This is a genomic window from Flavobacterium sp. GL_143 (genome assembly GCF_057834355.1).
The window spans coordinates 781,471-797,234 of record NZ_CM174401.1; the positions used below are offsets into that span (position 1 = coordinate 781,471).

Below are 15,764 nucleotides of genomic sequence, written 5' to 3' on the forward strand. Positions count from 1 at the left end.
GTGCAAAGTTTTTTTATTAAATTAAAATTCCCATTCTTAAAATTCCCACCAACATTGGAATTTGAAATTTTTTTATTAAAATTTTTATTTTTGTTGTAACATTTTAACAACTCCTGTATCTAAAAGGCAAATTCTATCATTTAACAACTTAAAACTATTAAAAATGAAAAAGTATATCTTCTTAGTTATCGCCCTTTTATTTTCAGCATTATGTTTAAATGTATTCGGACAAACAAAATCGTATCCGTTTGAAATTACCAAAACTGGAAAAGGAAAACAATCTATAATCTTCTTACCTGGATTTGCTAGTTCTGGAGATGTGTGGAACGATACAAAATCTAACTTCGAAAAAGATTTTACCTGTTATGTTTTTACAATGGCGGGTTTTGCAGGAGTAAAACCGCAACCAAATGCTTCTTTTATAAATTGGGAAACAGAAATCGCTAATTACATAAAAGCAAACAAAATAGAAAAACCAATTATAGTAGGTCATAGTATGGGTGGCGGACTCGCATTAGCTCTCGCCGCAGATTATCCGGAATTGATAGGTAAAATTATAGTAGTTGATGCTCTTCCTTGTTTGTCGGCTTTAATGGATCCTTCTTTTAAAGCAAAAGAAAATAATGATTGTACGCCAATAATCAATAAAATGACAGCAATGTCTGAGGAGCAATTTTCTGAAAATCAAAAAAAATACCTTCCAAGACTTTTAGAAGATACCTCTAAGCAAGATTTATTACTTAGCTGGAGTGTTAAATCCGACAGAAAAACATTTGCCGAAATGTTTTGTGATTTTTCTAACACTGATTTGAGAGATAAAATCGCAACCATAAAATGTCCTTCACTCATATTACTTGAAGCTTATTTTGTAAACATGAAACCAGCAATCGAAGCTCAATATAAAAACTTAAAAAATGCTAATCTTCAATATGCAAACAAAGGATTACATTTTATCATGTATGATGACAAAGATTGGTATTTAACCCAACTAACCAACTTTATAAAATCGAAATAATGGAGTTTGAACAGCTATATAAATCCTATTGGGAAAAGGTTTTTAGGTTGTGCATGGGTTACGTAAATGATTACAGCATTGCACAGGATATCGCTCAGGAAACATTTATTATTATTTGGGAAAAACTCCACACTTTTAGAAACGAAGCCAATATCGGAAGCTGGATTTTTAGGATTGCATCTAATAATTGCCTTAGACAAATAGAAAAAGGAAAACGTTTTCCAAAATCAGAACTTCCGGCACATATTACCGAGGAAAAAGAATATTCGCTAGAACCACAAATTCAATTTTTGTACAAATGCATCGCCGAATTACCTGAAACCGATCGTATTATTATTTCGCTTGAACTAGAAGATGTAAAGCAAGCAGAAATAGCCAAAATTGTAGGTCTCTCGGAAGCGAATATAAGAGTGAAAATTCATAGAATTAAAGAAAAACTAACTCAAAAATTTAAAGAAAATGGACAATAATATAGACTTTAAAGATTTATGGAAAAAACAAACCGTAAGTCAACCCAATATAGAAGATTTACTAGCAAGATTAAAGCAATTTAAAAAAGCTGGAGTACGTACTTTATGGATCACCAATATTTTGCTTTTTACAACTTGTGTCTTCATTATTTTTGTTTGGTACACTTATCAACCGAAATTTATTTCGACAAAAATTGGAATCGTTTTAACGATTTTAGCAATGGTTATTTATTTGTTTTTTTATAATCGATTAGTATCAACGTATAAAAATATTGTTACCGCTCAAACCAATCAGGAATATTTACAGAAACTGATTTTAATTAAAAAGAAGCAACAATTTATGCAATCTAAAATGTTGAGTTTGTATTTTCTTTTACTTGGAGTTGGAATTTGTTTTTATCTCTATGAATATACATCGAGAATGGCGACTTTATGGGCCGTTTTTACTTATGGAGTAACTTTGCTTTGGATGAGCTTTAATTGGTTTTATATTCGTCCAAAACAAATTAAAAAACAACAATCAAAGTTGAATGATCTAATTGCAAAATTTGAAGAAGTTAATAATCAATTAGAATCATAAAAAAAAGCTTTGTATCATTACAAAGCTTTTTTTTAACCTTAATGTTTTATATAAATTATTGTGGAAAAAGAAAAGGTGCAAGAGTTACAATAATGATTCCGTCATTGTTTGCTTTTGCAGTAGATTCTTTTACTACTTCTCCGCCAACATAGATTTTAGCAGTTAATGTTTGGTCCTTAACGCCACCATGACCGCTTGCGCTGAATGTTATTCCTGGTACACCTGCATCTGCAGTAATTTGTTTAGTCCAAGGAAAACTGGTAACATCTTCATTTAGTGGACTTCCGCCTTTATCAAAATAAATTGCGCTAAGTTCTCCAGTAAAATTTCCTGTTATTTCATATTTTACATCTCTTGATTTGGTTACTTGTCCTGGCTCATTATCGTCATCGCTACTACTACATGATGCAGCTACAAAAACCAAGGTTAGCAAGAACATAATTTTTTTTAAAGTCGTTTTCATGATTGAATTCTTTGGGTTTATTTATATTTAATAATCATTTTAACAAATATAAACCTGAAGAAAAAAGATGACAATACCTGATAAAGTGTAATTTATTCTACCTGATATCAGGTAAAAAACAGAAAAAAATTTTGAAAAAAATTTAATTTTAATATTTTTGATAAAACACAATTTATGACCAAAATAGGCTTTTATTTATTCCTTATATTCTTCTCAACTACCACTTACTCACAGGTTATACTTTCTTTAGATGATGATACAGTTTATATAGATAGTATTGCCCGAGTTACTAAAAATGCTCAGTCTGATAGTCTAAAAAGTCTTTACAGCTTTAGATTATCTAAATTGTACCTGATGGTTCAGGATATGAAAAAATCTAAAGAATATTTGCAAGAAGCTAATAAACTAAAAACTAAATTCCCTTTCTTAAATGACGCTTCTATATATTATAATGCCTTTAGTTTTCTAGAAAAAGGAGATGCTGATGGTTTTGAAAAAACATTAGTTGAAGCCAACAACAAATTAAAAAAATACAACAATCCCGAAGCCTATAAATTGCGTGCCATAATACTCCAAAATTATGGTCTCATGCAGCAACGAAAAAACAACGAAAAAGGCTACATGAAAATATTGGTTTATGAAGCCATTCCTCTTGCAAAGAAAAGTGGCGATTACGAATTGATAAGTAATTTATACAAAGCCATTGCTATTATCTTCATGAATACAAATGAACGCGAAAAAGCAAGTGAATATTTAAGTGAAGCTCAAAATTACATCGAAAAAGCAACCAAAAATTCTCCTACACTAGCAGAGTCTAAAATGGAGACATATATTATCAATGCTGAAAATCTAGTAGAATTGAAGCGTTTTTATGATGCAAAAAAAACATTAGACAAAGCATATTCTAAATTATCAAAATACCCGGAATCTAATCTTAATGACTCTTACTTTTATGCAGAAGGAATATATTATGCTAAACAAAACCAACATCCAAAAGCTTTAAAAAGCTATGAAAAGGGAATTAAATCTGCCCAAAAACATCAAAATCTCATTGCTTTAAACCGATTAAAATTTGCAGAATACGAGGTTCTTTTTAAATTAAAAGATTACGAAAAAGCCAAAAAAAATCTAGAATATCTTTTAGAAAATACTCCGTTTATTGTAGATAAAAAAAACTACTACAATGAATTGGCAAAAGTTTACAATGCAACCAAAAATCATGAGAAAGCTTATTTCTATTCCAATAAATACAATACTGTAAATGACAGCCTAAACAAATCTAAGTTTCAGAATGAAATCGTAGAACTTGAAGCTAAATATAAAAAAGCCGAAAGCGAGAAGAAAATAACACTGTTACAAGCGCAAAACGATAAAGCGGCTTTATTAGCAAATAACAATCGTTTAAACTCTATACTTTTTGGTGTGCTATCATTCGTTTTATTTATTACGGTTTTATTTTTATGGATATTAAACAAAAATCAAAAAAAATTAAGTTTCCAGAAAGAAGTTAATCACGAACAAGAATTAGCTGCCCTCGAGAACCAGAAAAAACTATCCGTTTCAAATGCCTTGATAGAAGGTGAAGAGGTGGAGAGAAAAAGAATTGCACGAGATTTACATGATGGTCTTGGTAGTATGCTTTCGGGACTAAAAATGCATCTGAATCTGGCTGAGAAAGATAATGCTACCAATAAAATAGAAATAGGAACTTTATTAGACAGCTCAATTAAAGAGCTAAGAAATATTTCTCAAAATTTAATGCCCGAAAGTTTATTAAAATTAAATTTAGAAAATGCTTTAAGAGATTTATGCATAGCCAACTCTAATTCAAAAACCAGAATTGAATTTCAGTATTTAGTACAAAACCAGAATTTATCTAAGAATTATGAAATCATGATTTATAGGATTATTCAGGAGTTACTAAACAATACTTTAAAGTATGCCAATGCAACACAAATTCTAGTTTCTTGTTCTCAAAACCAAGATGTTTTTTTCATTACAGTCGAAGACAACGGAATTGGTTTTAATGTATCTGAAATAAAAGACAATATAGGAATGGGTTTAAGAAATATTAAAAACCGCGTAGAATTCTTAAACGGAAAATTAGAAATTGATAGTAAGGAAAACAAAGGAACTTCTACCTACATCGAATTAAAAGTGAAACATGAAGACTTATAAAACTATTATTGTAGATGATCATCCGATTGTAATCTCAGGAGTTTCGGGATTACTCTCCGACTTAGACAAGATAGAACTTGTTCAGACATTAGAATCTGGGGTTACACTTCTTGATTATATTGGAGCCAACAAGGTCGATTTAATTTTAATGGATATTTTTTTACCTCTAATAAATGGTGTCGATTTATGTAAAACAATTAAGCAAAAACATCCAAAAGTAATAATAATTGGGATGAGCAGCCAGTCTGAAAGAAGCTTAGTTATGCAATTTATCCAGAACGGAGGAAATGGCTATATTCTTAAAAATGCCTCTTTCGAAGAGTTTAAACGTTGTATTTATAAAGCTATCGATGGCGAGATTGTATTTAGTGATGAAGTAAAAACAATTATTAGTCAGCCATTATCCGAAGATTTAGAATACATTCCTAGTCTTAGTCGCAGAGAAAAAGATATTGTTGTATTACTCTCCAAAGGAAAATCGACTCAGGAAATTGCCGATGAATTATTTTTAAGTTTCTTGACTGTGCAAACCCATAGACGAAATATTCTGCAGAAATATAAGATGAAAAATGTTGCCGAATTAATGACGCATCTTCTTAAAAACAACCTTTTAAACTAAATATGGTTTAAAATGACAAAATGACATTTTTTTAATTTGGTTCAGAAATTGCTATTTATCTCATAACTTTAAACAATAAACTAAAAAACAAAAGATATGGGAATGAGTTATTTAATTCTTGCTGGAGCGATTATGTTATTTAGCTGGTTAGTTAGTTCAAGACTAAAGAGTAAATTCGAACAATATTCGAAATTGCAATTACAAAACGGAATGACCGGTGCAGAAATTGCCGAAAAAATGCTTGCCGATAATGGTATCCGTGATGTTAGAGTAATTTCGACTCCTGGTCAGTTAACAGACCACTATAATCCAGCAGATAAAACAGTAAATTTAAGTGAGGCCGTTTACAACCAACGTAATGCCGCTGCAGCTGCTGTTGCTGCACACGAATGTGGGCACGCAGTACAACATGCAGTAGGTTATCAATGGTTAACGATGCGTTCTAAATTAGTACCAATCGTAAGTGTAGCTTCGACTTATATGCAATGGATCTTGCTTGCAGGTATCCTGATGCTTCGTAGCTTTCCGCAATTATTACTAATTGGGATTATTATTTTTGCAGCAACTACAATCTTTTCGATTGTGACTTTGCCTGTAGAATATGATGCTAGTAATCGTGCTCTTGCTTGGTTAGAAAGCAAACGAATGCTTACACAACAAGAACAAGCTGGTGCAAAAGATGCTTTAAAATGGGCTGCAAGAACATATGTAGTAGCTGCTATTGGTTCGATTGCTACTTTATTATATTATGTCTCTATTTATATGGGAGGAAGAAGAAACTAGTCTGAGGTTCTGATCCCGAGGCTTCGGGACTAAGGTTCTAAGGTTCTAAGGTTCTAAGGTTCTAAGGTTCTAAGGTTCTAAGGTTCTAAGGTTCTAAGGTTCTAAGGTTCTAAGGTTCTAAGGTTCTAAGGTTCTAAGGTTCTAAGGTTCTAAGGTTCTAAGGTTCTAAGGTTCTAAGGTTCTAAGGTTCTAAGGTTCTATAAAAAAATCCGTTTTTTACAAAACGGATTTTTTTATTTATACGATTTTGTTTTTCAGTCCTGCAAGGTTAAAAGAAACCTTACAGGATTCGTGCATTAACTAATTTCAAAGGAAAAAACCAATAAATAAGACTTATTAAGAGGATAAAAAGTGCTTTTTCATAAAACAAGAAAACAAATTATTCTTACATTTGATTTCTAAATTAATTAGATTTAAAATGGGAATATTTGATAGGTTAAAAAATGAGTTTCTAGATATTATCGAATTTATAGATAATAGCAATAACACTCTTGTTTACAGATTTGAAAGATTTCAGAACGAAATAAAGAACAATAGTAAACTTATTGTTAGAGAAGGCCAACAAGCCATCTTTATGAATGAAGGTAAGATTGCCGATATTTTTAACGCAGGAACTTACAATTTAAATACCCAAAACTTACCTATTTTATCTACTTTAAAAGGCTGGAAATACGATTTTAACAGTCCATTTAAAGCAGAGGTTTATTTTATAAACACTCGAAATTTCATCGACCAAAAATGGGGAACAAAAAACCCTTTAATTTTAAATGATGATCGTTTTGGAATGCTCGAAATTAGAGCCTTTGGAACTTATACTTTTAAAATTGTTGATGCTCAAAAATTCATATTAGAAATTGTTGGTACTGACGGGCATTTTACTACCGAAGAAATTAACGAACAATTAAAAAGCATAATAGTATCTCGTTTTACCGATGCTATAGGCGAAGCCAACTTACCTATAGAATCTTATGTAGGCAACACTAGTGAGCTTTCGGCTACTGTCTTTACTATCATGAAAGATGATTTTGCTGCTTACGGAATTGAGCTTAGCAAATTTTTACTTGAAAACACTTCTATGCCAGAGGATGTTAAGAAAGAGATTTTTGAATTAAGTCGTCTTAACAAAATCGACATGAAAAAGTTTACGCAGTATAAAACAGCTCAATCTATTGAAAAAGCTGCCGAAAATCCATCTGGAATAGCTGGAACTGCCTTTAGTTTTGGAACTGGTATGAATATGGCGAGACAAATGATGCAATCTTTTGAAGAGCCTTTTCAAACAAGTTCTTTTTCTTCTTTTTCGAGTCATCAGATGCCTCCTCAAGCACCTCCGCCTTTACCAACAACGGGAATAACATATTTTGTAGCTATTAATAATGCACAAGCTGGACCTTTTAACGAAAGTCAGATTTCGCTTTTAATTGAAAAAGGACAACTATTAGCAGATACTTTGGTATGGAATCAAGGTATGACGGGATGGGAAAAAGCATCGAGTGTTCCTGGATTACAAAACTTATTTTCTCAAACTCCTCCTCCTCTACCTAACATTTAATTAATAAAATGGAAAACGCCGAAATTAAAAATGAAACATTAAAAGCTTTTGACTGTAATAATTGTGGAGCTGGATTAAAATATAAGCCTGGAACAACTACCTTAATATGCGAATATTGTAATACCAAAAATAACATCCCACAGGAACAAACGATTATTGAAGAAAATGATTTTGTAGCTTATCTTGAAAAATTAGAATCAGAAAATTCAGTTGTTGAAGAAACGTTACAATGCAAAAGTTGTGGTGCCGCTTCGACTATAAATATAAATTCAAAATCTTCGGATTGTCCGTATTGCAATACTTCATTAATGGATGGCAATAAAAAAGAAGATAAAACTATAAAGCCTCAATATCTATTGCCTTTTAAAATAGACAAACAAAAGGCATCTCTATTGGCTTATAATTGGGCAAAAGACACTTGGTTTACAAAAAAAATCCAACCGTCTTCTATCGATTTATCTGGGGTTTATGTTCCTCATTGGACATATGATATGCAAACCAGCACAAATTATGCACTGGAAAGAAAACAAGTAAACGGTAACAATACTTATACGCAATCTACTTCGGGAAATCTTTCTCTCTCTTTTGATGATGTTGTGGTTCCTGCTTCTGGAACTGTCGATGCGAGTTTGCTAACAAAAGTAGGTCCTTGGATTACCAAGAATCTTGTTAATACAAACGACCAATATCTGAGTGATTATATTGTAGAGAAATATAAAATAAGTTTAAAACAAGGTTTTTACGTAGGTAAAAGAGCTGTTGACGAAGCTATTCGTCAAAAAGTAAGCTCTCAATTTGGAATAGGCGGTAATACATCAATTAAGTCTATCCAGAGTCAATATCATAACATAAAATTCAAACATATTTTATTACCACTTTATGTTGTTACTTATGATTATAATGGCAAAAAAAATATTCTTTACATTAATGGTAATACCGGAGTTGTAGCTGGCATAAGACCTAAGAGCCCTATTCATAATTTTTTTAAGAAAGTTGCAATAGTTCTTTTTATAATTACAGGTGCTCTTGTATTACTACTTATTTTATTGACTTGGTTCGGTGCTGCTTAATGGGATAATGTCTCAATGAGAAAATTAGATAATTACAAACCCGATAGACTTAAAAGCCTATCGGATTTGTTTTTTTTATAATCCTGCAAGGTTTTAGAAACCTTGCAGGATTTGTACATTATCTAATTTTCACATTAACACATTATCTAATTACCTTATTTTACTCCCACTTCTAGCCCTGATAGTAGCGGCATCCTTTATGTTTTTTCTTTAAAAACATAAAGATATAGCGGATAGCAGGAAATAGCTTCTTACTTCGCAACTCCTTATGGCAATTACAAACATTTCGATTATATTTGCATTTCGATTGAAAGACAATTTTTAATATCAATTCTAAAATTAAAATGAGACACACAAAAGTTAAAGACTTATTAAACAGTACTACGACGCTTCAGGAGGTTAATGCAAAAGGATGGGTAAGAACTTTTAGAAATAATCAGTTCATCGCTCTTAATGACGGTTCTACCATTAATAATATACAATGTGTTGTTGATTTTGAAAATACACCAGACGAAACTTTAAAGAGAATTACTACTGGTGCTGCGATTTCTGTAACAGGAAATTTAATCGAAAGTAAAGGTGCTGGTCAGAGTGTTGAAATTCAGGTTACAAAACTGGAAATCTTAGGAGATTCAGACGCTGAGAAATTCCCAATACAACCAAAAAATAAACCAAGTTTAGATTTCTTACGTGAAAATGCACATTTACGTGTACGTACCAATATGTTTGGTGCAATTATGCGTGTACGTTCGGTATTATCATTTGCGGTTCATAGCTATTTTCAACAAAAAGGTTTTGTGTATGTAAATACGCCAATTATTACTGGATCTGATGCTGAAGGTGCTGGAGAAATGTTTAAAGTTACTGCTTTACCATTTGACAATACTCCAAGAACTGAAGATGGAAAAGTAAACTATAAAGAAGATTTCTTTGAAAAAGAAACAAACTTAACCGTTTCTGGACAATTAGAAGGTGAAACGTATGCAATGGCTTTGGGTCAGATTTATACTTTTGGACCAACTTTTAGAGCTGAGAATTCTAATACTTCTCGTCACTTAGCAGAATTTTGGATGATTGAGCCTGAAGTTGCTTTCAATAATCTTGATGATAACATGGATTTGGCTGAAGATTTTATTCAGTACGTAATTAAATATGCTTTAGACAACTGTAAGGATGATTTAAAATTCCTGGAAGCTAGACTTCTAGATGAAGAAAAATCTAAACCTCAGGCAGACAGAAGCGAAATGGCTTTGTTAGAGAAATTAAACTTCGTATTGGAGAACAACTTTAAACGTGTTTCTTATACTGAAGCTATTGATATCTTAAGAGAATCTACTCCAAATAAAAAGAAAAAATTCAACTATATCATTAACGAATGGGGAGCTGATTTACAATCGGAGCACGAGCGTTACTTGGTAGAAAAACACTTTAAATGTCCGGTAATTTTATTTGATTACCCAGCCAACATAAAAGCGTTTTATATGCGTTTAAATGATAACACTGAACCAGGAAAAGAAACAGTTCGCGCAATGGATATCCTTTTCCCTGGAATTGGAGAAATTGTAGGAGGTTCTGAAAGAGAAGAACGTTACGACGTTTTAATCGAGAAGATGAAAGCCTTAGAAATAGACGAAGAAGAATTATCATGGTATTTAGACACCAGAAGATTTGGATCGGCTACACACGCAGGTTTCGGACTTGGTTTTGAAAGACTTGTTCTTTTTGTAACTGGAATGACAAACATTAGAGACGTAATTCCTTTCCCAAGAACTCCTGGAAATGCAGAGTTTTAATAAAAAGTTCCTAAGATGCTAAGGCACTAAGGTTCAAAGTTTTTAAAACAAGAAAAATATTTTAAACGAATTTTAATTCAACACTATAATGATACTTAGTGCCTCAGAGCCTTAGTAACTTAGTCACTTTTTTATGCTAAAGCAATTTTTAAATTTAAAATTATCTCAGAAATTATCTCCTCAGCAAATTCAGTTGATGAAGTTAATTCAATTGCCTACGCAAGCTTTTGAGCAACGTTTATTAGAAGAAATGAACGAAAATCCGGCTCTTGAAGCTGGAAAAGAAGAAGAGTACGAAGCTGACGAATTTGCTAATGAAGAATACGATGATTATGATGATGCTGAATCGGACAGAATCGAAGCAGACGACATTAACATCGACGAATATTTAAGCGACGACGATACTCCGGATTATAAAACGCAAGCCAATAATTATAGTGATGACGACCAGGAACGCGAAACTCCATTTGCATCGCCTGTTAGTTTTCATCAGGATTTAATTAATCAGTTAAATACTTTTATCTTAAATGATGAAGAGCGAGAAATAGCCGAATTCCTTGTAGGAAGCATCGATGATATGGGTTACATACGAAGAAGTATTCCCGATATTGTAGATGACATGGCATTTACGCAAGGTATTTATACCGATGAAGCAATGGTCGAAAAAATGCTGAATGTAATTCATGAACTAGAACCTTCGGGCGTTGGTGCACGTGATTTGCAGGAATGTTTATTGCTACAATTAAAACACCGAACTCCAACAGAATACGTAGAATTGGCAATTGATATTATCGAAAACCAATTTGATGCTTTTACCAAAAAGCACTACGATAAACTGTTACAAAAATATAATGTTTCGAATGAACAACTTAAAAAAGCAGTTCACGAGATAGAAAAATTAAATCCTAAACCAGGTGGTGCATTTACAGGAAACAATAAAGTTACCGAGAATGTAGTTCCCGATTTTGCGATACGTATTGTTGACGGCGAGCTTGAATTGACCTTAAACGGAAGAAATGCTCCATCGTTACACGTTTCTAAAGATTATCAGGAAATGATGCAAACGTATAAGGATTCCAGAGATAAATCGACAGCTCAAAAAGATGCTGTACAGTTTATAAAACAAAAACTGGATTCGGCTAAATGGTTTATCGACGCAATCAGACAACGTCAGGAAACATTATTTGTAACCATGAATGCGATTATGCATTATCAGGAAGAATACTTCCTGGATGGTGACGAAACCAAACTAAAACCGATGATTCTTAAAGATATTGCCGATATGGTTGGGTTGGATATTTCGACAATTTCGCGTGTTGCAAACAGTAAATATGTTGAAACTCCTTATGGAACAAAACTGATAAAAGAATTTTTCTCGGAAGCAATGAAGAATGATCAGGGCGAAGATGTGTCAACTCTAGAAATCAAGAAGATTTTACAAAATACAATCGAAGAAGAAGACAAAAGAAAACCTCTTCCTGATGATCAGCTTGCCGAAATTCTTAAAGAAAAAGGATACCCTATTGCCCGAAGAACTATTGCAAAATATCGTGAGCAACTTGATATTCCTGTAGCAAGAATGCGTAAAAAAATGTAATTATTTTTTTTACCATTAAGGAATTAAGAAAATTAAAGATTTAATTCTTCTATTGATTAAACATAAAAAGAAACCCGACAATTAATTAATAATTGTCGGGTTTCTTTTTTGTAATTTCTTTATTTATACTGCTCAGGAATTATTTTTATCTTGAATAAAAACTCATTCTTTTTATCGTTATAACTATAAATAAGAGTGAAATTATTATCTCTAAAATCTTTAAGTCCCGGATTTGCCTTAGCAGTACTTAGCAAACTTTCTTCGATGTTCTTGCTTAAAGCGCCAACATCTGTAGTTTCTTTATCATTATTTACTAAGGTTAAATTGTATTGAGCAACTCTTTCCTGAATTAAACTAACGCTGTCTAAACGAATTCCTTCCTGAATCGTTAATGGACAATTTTTATTGTACTTATTAACCAATTCTGTCATATGTTTATCGACAGCAGATGGTCCTTTAAAAAAATAATACTGAATTAAATTTGCAGAAATTGCCAGAATCGCCACAATTACAACTGCTATTATTACTTGCGTAATTACTTTTCTTTTCTTGCTTTTTTCCTGCATTATTATTTATTTAGTTATTGTTTCCAGAAAAATAATAAGTCTATTTTTCCTGATTCTTTTTCATCGCATTATAATAAGCTGCACGGCTTAACGGCTCATATTCTTCGGTTTCGCCTAACATAACCAATTTATCATTGTCGGTTTTACGGAAACTATAATTAGCCAGATTTCCTGTTCTTGTACAAACAGCGTGAACTTTAGTTACGTATTCGGCTGTAGCCATAAGTCCCGGCATTGGCCCAAACGGATTTCCTTTAAAATCCATGTCCAATCCTGCTACAATTACACGAATTCCCTGATTAGCAAGGTCATTACAAACGGTAATAATTTCGTCGTCAAAAAACTGAGCTTCATCAATCCCGATAACGTCACAGCCTTGTGCAAGAATAGCAATATTTGCTGCTGCAGGAACTGGTGTTGAACGAATTTCGTTTGCGTCATGCGACACAACCATTTCGTCATGATAACGGGTATCAATAGCTGGTTTAAAAATTTCGACCTTTTGCTTGGCGAATTGAGCTCGTTTTAATCTGCGGATTAATTCTTCGGTTTTACCCGAAAACATTGACCCACAAATAACTTCAATCCATCCAAATTGTTCTTTGTGATTTACTGTATTTTCGAGAAACATTTTGTATTTTTCTACCTTTAAAGATGAATAGTTTTTATTACTTTGTACTGGTAATAAATCAACATAAAAATTCGATACTTTTACGTTTTTTCAAAAGTAGAAAATTTTTATCAAATCAAAGATTCGGGAGCATTAATTTAAAGAAATAAAAAAAATATTGCACAATGTTTCTTTCATTTTTTGATTTTCATCAAAAAGAATACGCATTAATAAACAAGCCTAACACATTATAATTTTCAAACGTTATGAAAAAAAAATTGGAAGCCGATTTAATCAGCATTGCACATCGAATTTTAAAACTTAAAAACAAGTCCGATATCAATCAATTATATCTTGAAACGCAGAAATTATATGAAAAATTGGCCGTTTTGAAATTTATTGATGAAAATTTTGAAGATACCAAACCAACTATTGGTCGTAGCCAAATAGATACTACCATTGCAACTGCATTTGAAAAAGAAGAAGCAATACAACCAGAAAAAACTATTGTAATCGAAGAACCGATTGCAAAAGAAGAAATCATTGTAAATGAAGTTATAGAAACTCCTATCGAAGAGGTTACCGAACCAGTTGCAGAAGCTGTAATCGAAACCAAAACGGAAGAGGTTATAGAAGACGTTGTTGCAGAAACTGAAGAAGCTATCGAAGAGATTCCTGAACCAGTTGCAAAAGAAGTAATTGAAACCAAAACGGAAGAGATTACAGAAGAAGTTATTGCGGAAACTGAAGAATCTATCGAAGATATTCCGGAGCCATTTTTAAAAGAAATAATCGAAACTGAAGAAGTTGTTGCGGAAGTTCCTGAACCAATAAAAGCCGAAGAGGAAAAAGTTGAAGAAGTAGTAGAAACTCCAACTCTGGATTTTGCTCCTGCTTTTGAGCTAACTCCTGAAACAGAAGAAGAATCTCCAAAAAAATCAGACGTTGTACATATCTCATTTGAGGATTTAGGTATTGATTATAGTAATGCTCAATTTGTAAAAGTTGATAGTTTTGAAGCCGTATCTCCTACTCCATCAGCTCCAATAGAGTTTAAAGAGAAAAAGAAAGAAGTAGTTGCAAAAGAAACAACTACAACAGCAGTTTTAGAAGAATCCAGACCAGTTTCTTTAAACGAAAAACTTTCAAAAGGATTTCATGTTGATCTTAACGACCGTATTGCATTTACAAAAAATCTTTTCGGGAATAGCCCAGAAGATTACAATCGCGTTTTAAACCAATTAATCACATTTGATAGTTTTAGCGAAGCCAATGAGTTTCTTGAAAACATGGTGAAACCAGATTACAACAACTGGGAAGGAAAAGACGAATATGCAGAACGTTTCGTAAGTATTATCGAGAAAAAATTCTCATAAAAAATAAAACACAAATTTCAAGAAAGTATTTTAGGACTTTGACACTCGAGCGATAGCGAAGGACGGATGAAGTAAAGAGTTACTAACTTAAATTGTCTATAAAGGGACGCGGATGATACGGATTTACAAAAGTAAAGCCGCGGATTAAAACTGATTTAAAAACAATCAAAAATAAAATCCGTTTTAATCCGTGTTTTCGCGATAGCGAATCCGCATAATCCGCGTCCTTTCGCAAAGAGTTAGATAGAATCATTTGTGTTAACTAAAAATTGATTAAACAGAATTCAGAAAAAATTATGTCTAAATTATATATTGTTCCCACGCCTATTGGCAATCTTGAAGACATGACTTTTCGAGCCATTCGCATTCTTAAAGAAGTAGATTTAATTTTAGCAGAAGATACTCGTACAAGTGGCAAACTCTTAAAACATTTTGAGATTGGCACACATATGTACAGCCATCATATGCATAACGAACACAAAACTACCGAGAGTTTAATTGCAAGATTAAAAGCTGGAGAAACTATCGCCTTGATTTCGGATGCGGGAACTCCTGCAATATCCGATCCTGGTTTTTTGCTTACTCGTGCTTGTGTCGAAAATAAAATCGAAGTAGAATGTTTACCCGGTGCAACCGCTTTTGTTCCTGCATTGGTAAATAGCGGATTACCAAATGATAAATTTGTTTTTGAAGGTTTCTTGCCTGATAAAAAAGGAAGACAAACTCGTTATTTGGCTCTAGCCGAAGAAACCCGAACCATGATTTTGTATGTTTCTCCACATAAATTAGTAAAAACTTTAGCTGAATTCATCACTTATTTTGGTGAAGACAGACAAGTTTGTGTATGCAGAGAATTATCAAAACTACATGAAGAAAACGTTCGTGGAACTGCTCAAGAAGTATTGGCACACTTTGAAAAAATAGCTCCACGCGGAGAAATTGTTGTAGTTGTCGCTGGAAAAACAATAATAAAAGAACCTAAGAAAAGTAAATTTTCTAAGGATGATGATGAAGAATAATTTCTCCATGAACTAACCAATTAGCATAAATTAAAAAAAATGTTCACCACAAATTACACAAATTATCACAAAT

Annotated in this window: 15 protein-coding genes; 12 read left to right on the forward strand and 3 right to left on the reverse strand. The window is 32.5% G+C overall.

All coding sequences use genetic code 11. The features are described 5' to 3' along the window. The first annotated feature begins 163 nt into the window (after positions 1-163). From AC3IPI_RS03280 to AC3IPI_RS03290, 3 genes are read left to right on the forward strand one after another with little or no spacing between them, the layout of a single operon-like run. On the forward strand, positions 164-1,015 hold the full coding sequence (locus AC3IPI_RS03280) for an alpha/beta fold hydrolase (protein ID WP_489157088.1): 852 nt from the start codon (positions 164-166) through the stop codon (positions 1,013-1,015). Next, positions 1,015-1,485: an RNA polymerase sigma factor gene (locus AC3IPI_RS03285; protein ID WP_039117904.1), complete on the forward strand. Its 471-nt coding sequence runs from the start codon at positions 1,015-1,017 to the stop codon at positions 1,483-1,485. Before AC3IPI_RS03280 ends, AC3IPI_RS03285 begins: the two co-directional genes overlap by 1 nt. Continuing rightward, positions 1,475-2,065 carry a hypothetical protein gene (locus AC3IPI_RS03290; RefSeq protein WP_039117905.1) on the forward strand — a complete coding sequence of 197 codons (591 nt, stop codon included), beginning with the start codon at positions 1,475-1,477 and terminating at the stop codon, positions 2,063-2,065. Before AC3IPI_RS03285 ends, AC3IPI_RS03290 begins: the two co-directional genes overlap by 11 nt. 55 nt (positions 2,066-2,120) lie before the next feature. On the opposite strand, the gene AC3IPI_RS03295 is transcribed toward AC3IPI_RS03290, so the two are convergent. After that, positions 2,121-2,528: an MmpS family transport accessory protein gene (locus AC3IPI_RS03295; protein ID WP_039117906.1), complete on the reverse strand. Its 408-nt coding sequence runs from the start codon at positions 2,526-2,528 to the stop codon at positions 2,121-2,123. Positions 2,529-2,702: 174 nt separating this feature from the next. On the opposite strand from AC3IPI_RS03295, the gene AC3IPI_RS03300 reads away from it, so the two are divergent. The 7 genes from AC3IPI_RS03300 to rpoN all read left to right on the forward strand — a co-directional run bounded on the left by AC3IPI_RS03300 (position 2,703) and on the right by rpoN (position 12,120). Then, complete coding sequence (locus AC3IPI_RS03300) at positions 2,703-4,706, forward strand: tetratricopeptide repeat-containing sensor histidine kinase (RefSeq protein WP_489157091.1); 2,004 nt, start codon at positions 2,703-2,705, stop codon at positions 4,704-4,706. Next, the gene (locus AC3IPI_RS03305; protein ID WP_489157093.1) at positions 4,693-5,325 is read left to right on the forward strand and encodes a response regulator; all 633 of its coding nucleotides are present in this window, start codon (positions 4,693-4,695) and stop codon (positions 5,323-5,325) included. Before AC3IPI_RS03300 ends, AC3IPI_RS03305 begins: the two co-directional genes overlap by 14 nt. A gap of 96 nt (positions 5,326-5,421) precedes the next feature. Continuing rightward, a complete protein-coding gene (locus AC3IPI_RS03310) occupies positions 5,422-6,108 on the forward strand; it encodes a zinc metallopeptidase (protein ID WP_489157095.1) in 687 nt (228 codons plus the stop codon). 418 nt (positions 6,109-6,526) lie between these two features. Then, a complete protein-coding gene (locus AC3IPI_RS03315; RefSeq protein WP_039115431.1) occupies positions 6,527-7,660 on the forward strand; it encodes an SPFH domain-containing protein in 1,134 nt (377 codons plus the stop codon). 8 nt (positions 7,661-7,668) lie between these two features. Then, positions 7,669-8,730, forward strand: coding sequence for a TFIIB-type zinc ribbon-containing protein (locus AC3IPI_RS03320; protein ID WP_489157098.1), 1,062 nt, complete (start codon positions 7,669-7,671; stop codon positions 8,728-8,730). A gap of 344 nt (positions 8,731-9,074) precedes the next feature. Then, positions 9,075-10,523, forward strand: a complete 1,449-nt coding sequence (gene asnS / locus AC3IPI_RS03325) for an asparagine--tRNA ligase (RefSeq protein WP_489157100.1) — start codon at positions 9,075-9,077, stop codon at positions 10,521-10,523. Between the two features lie 133 nt (positions 10,524-10,656). Further along, complete coding sequence (gene rpoN, locus AC3IPI_RS03330; protein WP_039115436.1) at positions 10,657-12,120, forward strand: RNA polymerase factor sigma-54; 1,464 nt, start codon at positions 10,657-10,659, stop codon at positions 12,118-12,120. A 119-nt stretch (positions 12,121-12,239) separates the two neighbouring features. Here the strand turns inward: rpoN and AC3IPI_RS03335 are convergent, their stop codons facing one another. Together AC3IPI_RS03335 and AC3IPI_RS03340 are read right to left on the reverse strand one after the other, a co-directional pair. Then, positions 12,240-12,686 carry a DUF8479 domain-containing protein gene (locus tag AC3IPI_RS03335; RefSeq protein ID WP_086894733.1) on the reverse strand — a complete coding sequence of 149 codons (447 nt, stop codon included), beginning with the start codon at positions 12,684-12,686 and terminating at the stop codon, positions 12,240-12,242. 40 nt (positions 12,687-12,726) lie between these two features. Further along, positions 12,727-13,317 carry a thymidine kinase gene (locus tag AC3IPI_RS03340; protein ID WP_039115440.1) on the reverse strand — a complete coding sequence of 197 codons (591 nt, stop codon included), beginning with the start codon at positions 13,315-13,317 and terminating at the stop codon, positions 12,727-12,729. A gap of 245 nt (positions 13,318-13,562) precedes the next feature. Here AC3IPI_RS03340 and AC3IPI_RS03345 point away from each other — a divergent pair, with 245 nt between their 5' ends. Both AC3IPI_RS03345 and rsmI read left to right on the forward strand, forming a co-directional pair. Then, positions 13,563-14,672, forward strand: a complete 1,110-nt coding sequence (locus AC3IPI_RS03345; RefSeq protein WP_489157103.1) for a DUF8457 domain-containing protein — start codon at positions 13,563-13,565, stop codon at positions 14,670-14,672. A gap of 296 nt (positions 14,673-14,968) precedes the next feature. Continuing rightward, complete coding sequence (gene rsmI / locus AC3IPI_RS03350) at positions 14,969-15,691, forward strand: 16S rRNA (cytidine(1402)-2'-O)-methyltransferase (protein ID WP_489157105.1); 723 nt, start codon at positions 14,969-14,971, stop codon at positions 15,689-15,691. Positions 15,692-15,764 lie beyond the last annotated feature (73 nt).

What these genes read in the sequence shown, in the direction of transcription:
- AC3IPI_RS03280 (WP_489157088.1), top strand. Translation starts at nt 164, where the DNA reads ATGAAAAAGTATATCTTCTTAGTTATCGCCCTTTTATTTTCAGCATTA.
- AC3IPI_RS03285 (WP_039117904.1), top strand. Translation starts at nt 1,015, where the DNA reads ATGGAGTTTGAACAGCTATATAAATCCTATTGGGAAAAGGTTTTTAGG.
- AC3IPI_RS03290 (WP_039117905.1), top strand. Translation starts at nt 1,475, where the DNA reads ATGGACAATAATATAGACTTTAAAGATTTATGGAAAAAACAAACCGTA.
- AC3IPI_RS03295 (WP_039117906.1), bottom strand. Translation starts at nt 2,528, where the DNA reads ATGAAAACGACTTTAAAAAAAATTATGTTCTTGCTAACCTTGGTTTTT.
- AC3IPI_RS03300 (WP_489157091.1), top strand. Translation starts at nt 2,703, where the DNA reads ATGACCAAAATAGGCTTTTATTTATTCCTTATATTCTTCTCAACTACC.
- AC3IPI_RS03305 (WP_489157093.1), top strand. Translation starts at nt 4,693, where the DNA reads ATGAAGACTTATAAAACTATTATTGTAGATGATCATCCGATTGTAATC.
- AC3IPI_RS03310 (WP_489157095.1), top strand. Translation starts at nt 5,422, where the DNA reads ATGGGAATGAGTTATTTAATTCTTGCTGGAGCGATTATGTTATTTAGC.
- AC3IPI_RS03315 (WP_039115431.1), top strand. Translation starts at nt 6,527, where the DNA reads ATGGGAATATTTGATAGGTTAAAAAATGAGTTTCTAGATATTATCGAA.
- AC3IPI_RS03320 (WP_489157098.1), top strand. Translation starts at nt 7,669, where the DNA reads ATGGAAAACGCCGAAATTAAAAATGAAACATTAAAAGCTTTTGACTGT.
- asnS (WP_489157100.1), top strand. Translation starts at nt 9,075, where the DNA reads ATGAGACACACAAAAGTTAAAGACTTATTAAACAGTACTACGACGCTT.
- rpoN (WP_039115436.1), top strand. Translation starts at nt 10,657, where the DNA reads ATGCTAAAGCAATTTTTAAATTTAAAATTATCTCAGAAATTATCTCCT.
- AC3IPI_RS03335 (WP_086894733.1), bottom strand. Translation starts at nt 12,686, where the DNA reads ATGCAGGAAAAAAGCAAGAAAAGAAAAGTAATTACGCAAGTAATAATA.
- AC3IPI_RS03340 (WP_039115440.1), bottom strand. Translation starts at nt 13,317, where the DNA reads ATGTTTCTCGAAAATACAGTAAATCACAAAGAACAATTTGGATGGATT.
- AC3IPI_RS03345 (WP_489157103.1), top strand. Translation starts at nt 13,563, where the DNA reads ATGAAAAAAAAATTGGAAGCCGATTTAATCAGCATTGCACATCGAATT.
- rsmI (WP_489157105.1), top strand. Translation starts at nt 14,969, where the DNA reads ATGTCTAAATTATATATTGTTCCCACGCCTATTGGCAATCTTGAAGAC.